This window comes from Nocardia sp. NPDC004722, assembly GCF_053601505.1.
In genome coordinates, this window is sequence record NZ_JBSGBY010000211.1 from 1 (window position 1) to 12,434 (window position 12,434).

Sequence of the window (12,434 nt, forward strand, 5' to 3'; positions counted from 1 at the left end):
CCGGCGGCGAGGACGCGCCCCCGCACTACCCGCCGCAGATCATTCCCGATACCCGACATGCCTTCTCCTTCGCCGCCGCGAGCCCGCGGCCGAACCCCGTATGTCACACGGGTATTGATCTCCCCGCGATACGCGTTAACCGCCCGCGTGGCCCTCGCCGCGGCCCGACCCCACGACAGGCCGCGACGAGTCGGCGCACGTCGCACGCCGGTGCGATGCCGCACCCGCCAGGCCCGCGACTGTCGCACGTCACCCATGCTCGCGATCGATTCATGATCGTTTCATGATCGGAGACAGCGGCGCGGTGAGGGCGTGATCGGCTCCCCCCGAAAACAGTTCGGGCACCCGCCCTCCCACCGGTTCCGGTGGGGGCAGGTGCCCGTAAGGCGCGGCGGATGTTCAGGCCGGGACTGTGGTCCCGGCCCCCATCGTCCACCGCTTCGCGCTGTTCACGTTCGTCGGCGCGTTGTGGAGCGTCAGCTCCGGATACTTCAGCGAATCTCGCGGGCCAGGTTGGCGTCCAGCACGCCGAGGAACTCCTCGGTGGTCAGGTAGCCCTGGTCGCCGCCGACCAGCAGCGCGAGGTCCTTGGTCATCTGGCCGGACTCGACCGTCTTGATGACCACGTCCTCGAGGGTCTGCGCGAAGCCGATCACCTCGGGGGTGTTGTCCAGCTTGCCGCGGTGGGCCAGGCCACGCGTCCACGCGAAGATCGAGGCGATCGGGTTGGTGGAGGTGGGCTTGCCCTGCTGGTGCTGGCGGTAGTGGCGGGTCACGGTGCCGTGCGCGGCCTCGGCCTCGCAGGTGCGGCCGTCCGGGGTGAGCAGCACGGAGGTCATCAGACCCAGCGAGCCGAAGCCCTGCGCCACGGTGTCGGACTGCACGTCGCCGTCGTAGTTCTTGCACGCCCAGACGTAACCGCCCTCCCACTTGAGCGCGGAGGCGACCATGTCGTCGATGAGCCGGTGCTCGTAGGTCAGGCCCGCCGCGGCGAACTCGTCCTTGAACTCGGTCTCGAAGATCTCCTGGAAGGTGTCCTTGAACATGCCGTCATAGGCCTTCAGGATGGTGTTCTTCGTCGACATGTACACCGGGTAGTTCTGCTGCAGGCCGTAGTTCAGCGAGGCCCGCGCGAAGTCCCGGATGGACTCCTGGAAGTTGTACATGCCCATCACCACGCCGCCGTCTTCCGGCATGCGCACGACCTCGTGCTGGATCGGCTCGGAGCCGTCCTCCGGCGTGAAGGTCAGGGTGACGGTGCCCGCCTGGTGCACCTTGAAATCGGTGGCGCGGTACTGGTCGCCGAAGGCGTGGCGGCCGATGATGATCGGCTTGGTCCAGCCCGGCACCAGACGCGGCACGTTCGAGATGATGATCGGCGCGCGGAAGATCGTGCCGCCGAGGATGTTGCGGATGGTGCCGTTGGGCGACCGCCACATCTTCTTCAGGTCGAACTCTTCGACGCGGGCCTCGTCAGGCGTGATCGTCGCGCACTTGACGCCGACGCCGTGCTTCTTGATGGCGTTGGCCGCGTCGACGGTGACCTGATCATCGGTCTTGTCGCGGTACTCGATGCCGAGGTCGTAGTACTCGAGGTTCACATCGAGATACGGGACGATCAGCTTGTCCTTGATGAACTGCCAGATAATCCGGGTCATCTCGTCGCCATCGAGTTCGACGACGGTCCCTTCAACCTTGATCTTGGACATGGATCTTCGTGTCCTCCTAGGAAGGTGGTGCTCCCATTGCACGGCCGGTGAGCACCGCTTGTAGCGGACCCCAGCTGTTCAACAGACAACGTATACGCATGGCGCTCGGCACGGGACCTGTGGTGCCAAGTCCACGTACGCTGTGGCGTCAAGCAAGACAAGCGTACTGCTGCTATCGATCTCACCGCGACGGCGGCCCCCGCTGTGCGGGAATTCAGTGCGGTTACCGATAAGTAGCTTTTCGCGTGACTTTCGGCACTTCCCAGCATGCGAAAAGGAAAGGGCCGTGGCAACCCCCTCCCGCGGAATGCGAAAGGAGGTGCTCACGGCCCTCGGATATATCTTTTCGCCGGTCAGGCGCTGCGTTCAGACACCCACGTGCACGGCGTGCTCATCACCCTCGAGCAGGTTCTGCGGCTTGTCGCGAACCATGAAGGCCGCGATCGGAATGCAGAGCACGAAGAACACCGCACCGATCAGGAACGCGACGCTGTAGGAGTGCACCGAGGCCCGTTCCATCACATGGTCGATGGTCCCGTTGTTGCGCACGTACCGCTGCGCCACCTGCACCGAGATCGTGGTCAGCAGCGCGGTACCGATGGAACCGCCCACCTGCTGCGCGGCGTTCAGCAGCGCACTGGCCACACCCGAGTCTTCGTCCTCGACCTGGTGCAGCGCGGTGGTCTGCATGGACACGAACAGGAAGCCCATGCCCAGCGCGATCAGGATCATGGCGGGCAGCAGGGCGACGGCATAGCTGTCGCCGTACTCCAGCCGCGACAGCCACAGCAGGCCCGCCGCGCCCAGCACCGAACCCGCCAGCATCAGCGGCCGCGGCCCGATCTTGGGCAGCACCGACGAGGCGATACCCGCCGACACCACGATCCCGGCCGGGAACGGCAGGAACGCCACACCCGTCTTCAGCGCCGAGTAGTGCTGCACGATCTGCAGGTAGAAGCTGAGGTTCAGGAACATGGCGAACATCGCGATGGGCACCAGCAGCGCGATCAGGTACGCGCCGCCGCGGTTGATCTCCGCCGGAATACGCAGCGGCAGCAGCGGATTCGCGGTGCGTCGTTCGATGGCCACGAAGGCCGCCAGCAGCGCCACACCCGCCACGAACAGCGCCAGCGTGGTGGCGGCGGTCCAACCGTCGGACGCCGCGCGGCTGAAGCCGTAGACGATGGAGATCAGGCCCAGGGTGACGGTGATCGCGCCGGGCAGGTCGTAGCCGCCGGTGCGGGGTGCGGGCACATCCTTGATCACGAAGGCGAACGCGCCGACCAGGGCCAGCAGCGCGACCGGAGTGTTCACCAGCAGCGACCAGCGCCAGTCCGCGTATTCGACCAGCGCGCCACCGGCGATCAGGCCCAGCGCCGCGCCGGCGCCGGACACCGCGGCGAACACGCCGAACGCGCGGGCGCGTTCCTTGGCCTCGGTGAAGGTCACCGACACCAGCGACAGCGCCGCCGGGGCCAGTAGCGCGCCGAACGCGCCCTGCAACGCACGGCCCGCGAACAGTTCGGCCGCGTTCTGCGCGAGACCGGCCACCGCGGAGGCGGCGGCGAAGCCGACCAGGCCGATCATCAGGATCCGGCGGCGGCCCAAGTAGTCGGCGAGGCGGCCGCCGAGCAGCAGCAGACCGCCGAAAATCAGGGTGTAAGCGGTGAAGATCCACTGCTTGTCGCCGTCGCTGATGTGCAGGTCCTGCTGCGCGAACGGCATGGCGATGGTGACGATCGTGGCGTCCAGAACGACCATGAGCTGCGCCATGGCGATCACGCCGAGCGCCCACCAGCGCCTGGAATCTTTTGCGGTACTTGCTGTTTCGTCGGTACCGAGCGCGTCTGTGGCTACGGTCATGAGCCTCTCCTCTGGGGGGTGCGAAGGCAGCTTTCACCATAGTGGCCCCTACCGACAATTGGCGTCAAGAGAAAAATGTCGCAGTGCGACAGTTGTCATACGGGGACAGGAAACAGCTATAACCCTCTAAGATGGAGTCATGTCGGAGTTGTCAAGCCACATCGGTGTGGTCATGCGCCATCGCCCCGGCCTGCGCGAACGCAAGAAGCAGCAGACCCGGGATCGGATCATCGACGTTGCCCTGCGCTTGTGCGATGAGCAGGGCTTCGACGCCACCACCGTGGAACAGATCGCCGACGCGGCCGATGTCTCGCCGCGCACCGTGAACCGGTACTTCGACAGCAAGGAGGCGATCGTCATCGCCCCCATCGAGGGCTGGGGTCAGGCGATTGCCGACGCGCTGCGCGAGCAACCCGTGACCGGTGACGAGATGCAGTCGCTGCTCGACGCCTTCCTCGCGGTCGTGGACCAGGTCATCGAATCCGATGCCCCGGTGCCCTTCCGATGGTTCCAGCAAATGCAGCGCATCTCGAGCAACAGCGTCGCGGTCCGCGCGCTCAGCATGGAGTCCGCCGACACCAAGACCCGCGCCATGACCGAGGTGCTGGCCGAGCGCCTGCAGCTGCCCGAGGACCACCTCACCGTGCGGCTCATCGCGGGCACCTGGCACAGCATCGTGCGGGTGGGCATGGAGTGCGAATTCGAGGCCGAATCCGACTTCGCGGGCTGCGCCGCGCCCGCCACCGCGCGCAAACTCGCCGACAACGTCCTGGCCGCCTTCCGCGAATTCCGGCGTGTCTGTTGCGGATCCGCTGTGGCGAGCCCCACTTCCGAGACCGCCGCCTCCGCCCGTTAGAATCTCGCAACAGGTCAAGAGCATCAGCGTTAAGGCCCCGGCTTGCTGATCGGCAACCCTCCAGCTGCGGTGGGGTGCTTCCGGGTGCAGACCGGGCGTTCGAAGGCCGAACGCAAGCGCAATCAGGAGGTCTACCGAAATGTGTTGTTGTCGAAGCCCATTCGCTTCTCGATAACGTCAAACTTCCGCCATTCGGCGACCTTGTTTTTGGAGCAGAACACATGAGTGACTCGACCGCGCCCGCGGCCGTTGCGGCTGACGGCACCCTGGATCCGGCCAACTGGTCCTTCGAGACCAAGCAGATTCACGCCGGACAGAGCCCCGATCCGGCCACCGGAGCCCGCGCACTGCCCATCTACCAGACCACTTCCTACGCCTTCCGCGACACCGACCACGCCGCCGCGCTGTTCGGTCTCGCCGAGCCGGGCAACATCTACACCCGCATCATGAACCCGACCCAAGACGCGGTGGAGCAGCGTGTGGCCGCCCTCGAGGGTGGCGTCGCGGCCCTGCTGCTGGCCTCGGGCCAGGCGGCGGAGACCTTCGCGATCCTGAACCTCGCGGAGGCCGGTGACCACATCGTGGCCAGCCCGCACCTCTACGGCGGCACCTACAACCTGCTGCACTACTCGCTGCCCAAGCTGGGCATCCAGGTCAGCTTCGTCGAGGATCCGGACGACCTGGACCAGTGGCGCGCGGCGGTCCGCCCGAACACCAAGGCGTTCTACGGTGAGACCGTTGCCAATCCGAGCAGCTCGGTCCTCGACATCCCCGGCGTCGCCGAGGTCGCGCACGCCGCGGGCGTGCCGTTGATCGTGGACAACACCGTCGCCACCCCGTACCTGATCCAGCCGCTGCAGCTGGGCGCGGACATCGTCGTGCATTCGGCCACCAAGTACCTGGGCGGGCACGGTTCCGCGGTCGCGGGTGTGATCGTGGACGGCGGCGGCTTCGACTGGACCGTGAAGAACGAGGCGGGCGAGTCGCGGTTCCCGGGCTTCACCACCCCCGACCCGAGCTACCACGGCGTGGTGTTCGCCGATCTGGGCGCGCCCGCGCGAACTCGTCGAAATCCGATGGATCTCGAGCAGGAGCCGATGGGAGCCCGGACGAAAAGACTCCGGCGCGGGCCCCTTTCGGGATGCCGTGCCGGAGTCCTCCGATTCACTAATGGGTGTGGGTGAGGGCTCCCGATAGGTCGGGGGCATCGATTTCGGCGATGCCCTCGGGGGTGACTTCCAGGACCCGCGCGGAGGCGATGTCGAAGAAGAGGCCGGTGACCCGCAGGCCGTGTTCGGCGACGGCGCGCCGGACCACGGGGTGCGAGCGCAGGGTTTCCACCTGCACGGCCACGTTCACGATGGAGAGCTGGTCTGCCACGCCGTATCCGGCCCGGGCGGCTGCGGAGGCGACCGGGTCACCGGTGTGGAAGCGATCCACGCTGGGGCGTCCGTGCACCAGCCAGTTGCCCAGGCCGGGGCCGGTGGGCCCGCCCGCGACCAGCGCCTTCATCGCCCCGCAGGACGAGTGACCGCACACCACCACGTTGTCCACGCCCAGTTCGTCGATGGCGAAGGTGAGCGCCGCCTCGATGGAGGCGTCGCGTCCGCCGGGGACGACCAGGTTGCCGACATTGCGGATGGTGAACAGGTCGCCGGGCCCGCTGTTGGTGATGACGTTCGGCACGATCCGTGAATCCGCGCAGGTCAGGAACAGCGAGTGCGGGTTCTGGCCGTCGCGCAGTTCGTCGAGGTGCGGGCGCACCACGTGGGCGTTGCGACGGTGGAAGGCGGCCACGCCCTTGGCGATCGGGTTGCCGTCGTCCTCGCGCCAGGGGCGCAGCACGTCGTCGAGCAGGCTGCGGGCCTTGCCACGCACCGGCGGACCGGTCAGCGCGTGAGCCATGTGCGCGGTGCCGAGCTCCACGTATTCGACGCTGCCGCCGGTGCTTTCGTGCTGGCGGGCCCAGTCGTGGATGGCCTCGTAGGCGGCGTGGTCGAGGAAGTCGACACTGAGTTCCACCAGCGCCTCGGTGCCCTCGGGCACCTTGCGCAGTTCCGCGGTCAGCTTGGGCAGCGCCAGGAAAGTGCAGGTGCCGTCGATACTGACCAGCCAGCGGTCGGTCCCGGCCACCGGGGCGGCCACCACCGAGACGCGCACGACCCGCCACAGCAGCAGCGCGAACGCCAAGGCCAGGCCGATGATGACGCCTTCGAGCAGGTTGAGGAACACCACGCCGAGCACGGTCACCAGGTACACCAGCAGGTCACCGGTGCGCCGGGCCAGTTTGATGTGCGCGAGCTTGACCAGCTGGATGCCGACCACGATGAGCAGACCGGCGAGCGCGGACTTCGGAATCTGCTGCACCAGGCCGACGAGCGCGACCGAGAACACCAGAATCCAGATGCCGTGCAGCAGCGCCGAAGCGCGGGTGCGGGCGCCGGCGGCCACGTTGGTGGCGCTGCGCACGATGACGCCGGTGACCGGCAGGCCGCCGAGCGCGCCGGAGACCATATTGGCCGCACCCTGCCCGACCAGTTCCCGGTCGAAGTCGGTGCGCGCACCGGTGTGCATCTTGTCGACGGAGACCGCCGACAGCAGGGACTCGACGCTGGCGATGAGGGCGATGGTCAGTGCCGCGAGCACCACTCCGCCCCAGTTGCCCGAGGGCAGACCTGGCAGCCCGATCGCGTCGAACAGCGAGCCGTTCAACACGATTCGCTCCGGCTCGCCGGGGATCACCAGGGCCAGCACGGTGGCGGTGACGACCGCGACCAGCGGGCCGGGCAGCACCTTCAGCTGTCCGGGCACGTATTTCCAGCTGAGCATGATGGCGATGACGACGAGTCCGATGAAGAAGTCGTCGCCGTGCAGGTTCATCAACTCATGGGGCAGCTGGATCAGGTTCTGCCAGGCCGAACTCCGCGAGGATCCGCCCAGCAGCACATGCAGCTGCTGCAGTGCGATGGTGATGCCGATGCCGGCGAGCATGGCGTGCACCACCACCGGCGCGATGGCCAGCGCCGCGCGGGCAATCCGGCTGAGGCCGAACAGGATCTGCATGGCACCGGCCAGCACGGTAATGAAACAGGCTGTCTTCCAACCGAATTCGCTGATAGTTGTGGCGACCACCACGGTGAGACCAGCCGCGGGGCCGCTGACCTGCAGCGGCGAACCGCCGAGCAGGCCGACCACGATGCCGCCGACGACGGCGGCGATGAGTCCGGCCGCGATGGGCGCACCGGAGGCGACCGCGATGCCGAGCGAGAGCGGCAAGGCGACGAGGAAGACGACGAGGGATGCAGGAAGATCGTGGCGCAGCAGGGTGTCGAACCTGCCGGCGGTTCTGCCTGGCGGTGAATCGGTGTCGCGAGACATATTGCTCCTTGGCGAGCATGTACAGGGGCATCGAATTAAGACTGCGGACAGCACTGGCCACAGACTCACCGGACGAGCAAAGGTAAGGCTAAAGGTAAAGACTTAGCAAAGTCTGAGAAAAGCTGTGCCACAAAGTTAAAGGGGTGTGAACCCTTTCGGATTCACACCCCTTCAGGCGGGAGATACCCAGGTCGTCAAGCGGGTTGGGCCACCCGCCCGACACCGTCGATCTCCGCGATCCCGTCCACCGTGACCTCCACCACGCGGGCGGTGGCGATATCGAAGAACAGCCCCGAGAGCACCACGCCGCGCTCCTGCACTCCGCGCCGCACCACCGGATGCGCCGAGAGCGTCTCGAGCTGCACCGCCACATTCACCATGCCCAGCTGATCGACCGTCCCGAAGCCCGCCGCCTCGGCCGCGACCGCGACCGGATGACCGAGCCGGAAACGCTCCAGGCTCGGCCGGGCGTGCGCGAGCCAGTCGTCGAGCTGGGAGCCGGTGACCAGTTCACTGTGCAGCGCACCCATCGCGCCACAGCCGGAATGCCCGCACACCACCACCGACCGCACATCGAGTTTGTCGAGGGCGTAGATGAGCGCGGCCTCCATGGACGAATCCTGGGCGTCGCGCGGAATCAGGTTGCCGACATTGCGGACGGTGAACAGATCGCCGGGCCCGCTGTTGGTGATGACATTGGGCACGATCCGGGAGTCGGCGCACGTGACGAAAAGCGAGTCGGGTTCCTGGCCGTCGCGCAGCACACCCAGGTGCGGGCGCATGACGTGCGCGTGGCTGCGGTGATAGGCCGCCACCCCGGCGACGATGCGATCCCCGTCGTTGGCGCTGCGCCGCCACGGCCCCAGCACGTCGTCGAGCAGGCGGCGGGAATGCCCGCGCGCGACCGGGCCGTCGGCGGCATCGGCCATGCGGACCGCGCCGGATTCCACGAATTCGACCGTGCCACCCTCGATTCGGTGCACATCCGCCCAGTCCTGCAGAGCGTCGTAGGCGGCGTGGTCCATGAAGTCGACGGTCATCTCGATCACCACGTCGGTCCCCCGGGGCACCCGGTGCAGTTCGCTGGTGAGCTTGGGCAGCGCCAGGAAGGTGAAGCTGCCGTCGACGGTGACCCGCCAGCGCAGCGCGTCGATCTCCTCCGCGACGACGCTGACCCGCACCACCCGCCACAGCAGCAGCGCGAAGGCCAGCGCGAGCCCGACCAGCATGCCCAGCAACAGATTCCAGAACACCACCACCGACACCGTGGCGGCGTACACCACCAGATCGCCGGTGCGCTGGGCGCGGCGAATGTGCGCGAGTTTGATCAGCTGAATGCCGACCACGATGAGCAGTCCGGCCAGGGCCGCCTTGGGAATCGAGCGCACCACCCCGACCAGGGCCACCGAGAACAGCAGGATCCACAGCCCGTGCAGCATGGTCGAGGCTTTCGTGCGCGCGCCCGCCTTGACGTTGGTGATGCTGCGCACGATGACCGCCGCCACCGGCAGCCCGCCGATCAGACCCGAGACCATGTTGGCCGCGCCCTGGCCGAGCAGTTCGCGGTCGAGATCGGTTCGGCGCGCGGTGTTCTGGCGCATCCGGTCCACGGCCACGGCCGATAGTAGAGTCTCCACGCTGGCGATGAGCGCGATGGTGACGGCCATCAGTGCCACCTGCGCCCAGCTGCCGTGCGGCAGTTGCGGCAGGTGCAGTTCCTGCAGCAGCGAGCCGTCGATGGAGATGCGCGCGACCCGCACCGGCAGCACGTGCGCCAACAGCGTGGCCACGACCACCGCGACCAGCGGCGCGGGGATGTTGCGCACGGGTTCGGGCAGGTGTCGCCAGCCGACCAGGATGGCGATCACGACCAGTCCGATGCACAGGTCGCCCGGATGCACCGAGGCCAGCTGATGCGGCAGCGCGACCAGGGCGTCCCAGGAGGAGGTCAGCGAATCCCCGCCCAGCAGCACGTGCACCTGCTCGAGGGCGATGATGATGCCGATCCCGGCGAGCATGGCGTGCACCACGACCGGGGCGATGGCGAGCACGCCGCGCGCGATGCGGCTGAGCCCGAACAGGATTTGCAGGCCGCCGGCCATGATGGTGATGAAACAGGTGGCGGCCCAGCCGAATTGGTTGATCGATTCGGCGACCACCACGGTCAGCGACGCGGTGGGACCACTGACCTGCATGGTCGAACCGCCCAGCAGTCCGGCGACGATGCCGCCCACCACGGCGGCGATGAGTCCGGCCGCGACCGGCGCGCCCACGGCCACGGCGATGCCGATGGACAGGGGCAGCGAGACCAGGAAGACGACGAGTGAGGCGGGTAGATCGTGGCGTATCAGCCCGGCAAGACCGGGAAGCGACGTCCGTGGAGGCTGATCGGTGTCGGTGGACATATCTCTCCTTCGCCGGCACGGCTCCGCCGCCCGGTTCATCGGTCAACATGTACTGGCATCGAGAGGCAGCGGCGGGCGAGGCTGGAGAACCACGACGCTTGGCAGATCGCCGCGGGTAAGCGTAAAGACAAGGCAAAGGAAATGAAAAGCGTTTGCGGCAATTGAGGCGAACCGCTATCAAACTGTGACACAGCTCACCAAGGGGCGCAAACCACCGAGTTGTCATCACCCGTTCACCGCGGCGTCAGCGCGAGTGCCTACTCTTCCGCGCCGGACAGCTGTTTTCGAAAGGGTTCCGCGGTATGCCGCTCTCTCGCCGCGCCCTGCTCGCGGCCGTCGCCACCTCCGCATTCGCGACCGCGGCCTGCGGCAGGCACGCCGAACCGGATTCGACTCCGGCCGTGACGAGTTCGTGGACTCCCCCGCCCGGATTGTCCGGGGACCTGACGCTGTACTCGGCCAATCCGCAGGACCTCACCGATGAGCTGGTGGCCGCGTTCACCAAGGCGTCCGGGGTGAAGGTCAAGGTCTTCAGCGGCGAGACCGGCAAGATCACCGCCAAACTCGACGCCGAGGGCCCGCGACCGGCGGCCGACGTGGTGTACCTGGCGTCCTGGACCCCGGCCGCCCAGTACAACCTCGACGGGCGCACCCTGCCCTACACGCCGCGCGGGGCCGACCGCATCCACGACGGCTGGATCAACAAGGACCACGGCTTCGTCGGCCGCGACGGTTCGGCGCTGGTCATGGTGGTGAACTCGAAAATGGTGCCGCGCCTGCCCAATGACTGGGCCGATCTGGCCGCGCCCGAATTCCACAACGCCGTGATCATGCCCGATCCCCGCGAATCCGGCACCGCCCGAGACCTGCTCGCGGCCATGGTGAGCGCGTGGGGCCGCGACCGCACCTGGGCCATGTTCGACGGGCTGTTCGCCAACGGGATGACGGTGCGCGGCGGCAACGGCCCGGCCCTGGACGAGGTGACGGCCGGGCGCTACGCGGTCATCCTGGGCGGCGTCGACTACTCCGCCTACGACGCGTCGGCCAAAGGCGTTCCGCTGCGGGTCATCTCACCGTCCTCGGGCACCGTCATCACGCCGCGGCCCATCTTCATCCTCAACACCACCCGCAATCCGGTCGCTGCGAAAGCGTTGGTGGACTACATGTTCACCCCGGAGGCCCAGCAGATCTCGGCCGCGCACAAGATGATCCCGGCCCGCACCGATATCGCGGTGGCGCCCGGCACCCGCACCTACGCCGAGGTCAAACAGCTGCCCTTCTCCTGGGATCAGGTCAAGGGCAGCGGCACCGAGATCCTCGCCGATTTCACCACCCGCTACCTGAGCTGATCAGCCGCGCCCGTGCGCCCGTTCGTAGGCTTCGCGGGCCGCCGCCGACCGCGCCCGCTCGCGCTGATCGGCCAACGCCGGATCGAGGCCGTGCTTGACCAGGCGCGCGCGGCGGAAGACGTACATCAGCGCCACGGTGAAGTAGATGAGCGGCAGATACAGCAGCGCCATCATGGCCAATCCCATCCACAGCGGCCCGGGGATGAGCAGGAACAGGCACAGCGGCGGAATGATCGGGATGAGGATCCGCAGCAGGTAGCGCCGTGCCGCGCCGGGTCCGGTGAGATCGTCGATCACCCACTGCGCCATCGACGGCGGCAGCGTCCCACCGGCGATATAGCGCAGGCGCTGAAGGGGATTCGGCGTGGTCGGGGCGTTCATCGGTGATCACTTTCGGCTGAGCTGACAACGAGTTGACGAGCGACCGCGATCGCGTCGGGGGTGTGTTCGAACAGGTGGCCCGTACCGGACAGCACGCCCGTGCCCGTTCCGGGTAGTGCGCCGATGGCCGCCAGCCGCCGCCGGTGATCCGCACGCAGACCCGACATGAGCACCGTGATGCCGCGGTGTTCGAGCTTACCGATCGCGTCCTTCACGGTGAGGGCGCCGGTCGTGTCGAGGGCGGTGACATGGGACATGCGCAGAATGACCACCCGGACGTCGGACGGTTCGGCCAGCTCCAGCAGGAAGCGGTGCGCGGCCGCGAAGAACAGCGGCCCGTCGAGGCGATAGGCCACGATGTGGTCGTGCAGCAACTCGTGCTCCTCGGCCGAGTGGTCGGCCTCGTCGAGCGGGATCTGTTGCAGGCGTGCCTCTTTGGCGACCGAGCGCACGGCCAGCAGCACCGCGATGCCCACGCCCACCGCGACCGCGG

At 67.5% G+C, this 12,434-nt stretch carries 8 protein-coding genes, 1 pseudogene and 1 riboswitch; of the genes and pseudogenes, 3 read left to right on the forward strand and 6 right to left on the reverse strand.

What is annotated here, in order from left to right:
• Nucleotides 1–491: 491 nt before the first annotated feature.
• Together ACWELQ_RS21275 and ACWELQ_RS21280 are read right to left on the reverse strand one after the other, a co-directional pair.
• Nucleotides 492–1,709, reverse strand: a complete 1,218-nt coding sequence (locus ACWELQ_RS21275; RefSeq protein ID WP_452398783.1) for an NADP-dependent isocitrate dehydrogenase — start codon at nucleotides 1,707–1,709, stop codon at nucleotides 492–494.
• A 366-nt stretch (nucleotides 1,710–2,075) separates the two neighbouring features.
• Complete coding sequence (locus tag ACWELQ_RS21280) at nucleotides 2,076–3,572, reverse strand: MFS transporter (RefSeq protein ID WP_452398784.1); 1,497 nt, start codon at nucleotides 3,570–3,572, stop codon at nucleotides 2,076–2,078.
• A gap of 139 nt (nucleotides 3,573–3,711) precedes the next feature.
• Here ACWELQ_RS21280 and ACWELQ_RS21285 point away from each other — a divergent pair, with 139 nt between their 5' ends.
• Together ACWELQ_RS21285 and ACWELQ_RS21290 are read left to right on the forward strand one after the other, a co-directional pair.
• Nucleotides 3,712–4,428 (forward strand): TetR/AcrR family transcriptional regulator, encoded by a 717-nt coding sequence (locus ACWELQ_RS21285; RefSeq protein WP_452398785.1) that lies wholly within the window; start codon nucleotides 3,712–3,714, stop codon nucleotides 4,426–4,428.
• 12 nt (nucleotides 4,429–4,440) lie between these two features.
• Nucleotides 4,441–4,553, forward strand: a riboswitch (SAM riboswitch).
• Between the two features lie 96 nt (nucleotides 4,554–4,649).
• Nucleotides 4,650–5,486, forward strand: a pseudogene (locus ACWELQ_RS21290) (PLP-dependent transferase); the annotation flags it as partial.
• A gap of 109 nt (nucleotides 5,487–5,595) precedes the next feature.
• On the opposite strand, the gene ACWELQ_RS21295 reads toward ACWELQ_RS21290, so the two are convergent.
• The gene (locus ACWELQ_RS21295) at nucleotides 5,596–7,806 is read right to left on the reverse strand and encodes a SulP family inorganic anion transporter (RefSeq protein ID WP_452398786.1); all 2,211 of its coding nucleotides are present in this window, start codon (nucleotides 7,804–7,806) and stop codon (nucleotides 5,596–5,598) included.
• A 194-nt stretch (nucleotides 7,807–8,000) separates the two neighbouring features.
• Nucleotides 8,001–10,211, reverse strand: a complete 2,211-nt coding sequence (locus ACWELQ_RS21300) for a SulP family inorganic anion transporter (protein ID WP_452398787.1) — start codon at nucleotides 10,209–10,211, stop codon at nucleotides 8,001–8,003.
• Between the two features lie 302 nt (nucleotides 10,212–10,513).
• Between ACWELQ_RS21300 and ACWELQ_RS21305 the strand changes: the two genes are divergently transcribed.
• A complete protein-coding gene (locus ACWELQ_RS21305; RefSeq protein ID WP_452398788.1) occupies nucleotides 10,514–11,560 on the forward strand; it encodes an extracellular solute-binding protein in 1,047 nt (348 codons plus the stop codon).
• Here ACWELQ_RS21305 and ACWELQ_RS21310 read toward each other — a convergent pair whose 3' ends face one another.
• Both ACWELQ_RS21310 and ACWELQ_RS21315 read right to left on the reverse strand, forming a co-directional pair.
• Nucleotides 11,561–11,941, reverse strand: a complete 381-nt coding sequence (locus ACWELQ_RS21310) for a DUF5313 family protein (RefSeq protein ID WP_452398789.1) — start codon at nucleotides 11,939–11,941, stop codon at nucleotides 11,561–11,563.
• The coding region (locus ACWELQ_RS21315) for an STAS domain-containing protein (RefSeq protein ID WP_452398790.1) at nucleotides 11,938–12,434 on the reverse strand (497 nt) is incomplete at its 5' end. The genes ACWELQ_RS21315 and ACWELQ_RS21310, both read right to left, overlap by 4 nt.

What these genes read in the sequence shown, in the direction of transcription:
- ACWELQ_RS21275 (WP_452398783.1), bottom strand. Translation starts at nt 1,709, where the DNA reads ATGTCCAAGATCAAGGTTGAAGGGACCGTCGTCGAACTCGATGGCGAC.
- ACWELQ_RS21280 (WP_452398784.1), bottom strand. Translation starts at nt 3,572, where the DNA reads ATGACCGTAGCCACAGACGCGCTCGGTACCGACGAAACAGCAAGTACC.
- ACWELQ_RS21285 (WP_452398785.1), top strand. Translation starts at nt 3,712, where the DNA reads ATGTCGGAGTTGTCAAGCCACATCGGTGTGGTCATGCGCCATCGCCCC.
- ACWELQ_RS21295 (WP_452398786.1), bottom strand. Translation starts at nt 7,806, where the DNA reads ATGTCTCGCGACACCGATTCACCGCCAGGCAGAACCGCCGGCAGGTTC.
- ACWELQ_RS21300 (WP_452398787.1), bottom strand. Translation starts at nt 10,211, where the DNA reads ATGTCCACCGACACCGATCAGCCTCCACGGACGTCGCTTCCCGGTCTT.
- ACWELQ_RS21305 (WP_452398788.1), top strand. Translation starts at nt 10,514, where the DNA reads ATGCCGCTCTCTCGCCGCGCCCTGCTCGCGGCCGTCGCCACCTCCGCA.
- ACWELQ_RS21310 (WP_452398789.1), bottom strand. Translation starts at nt 11,941, where the DNA reads ATGAACGCCCCGACCACGCCGAATCCCCTTCAGCGCCTGCGCTATATC.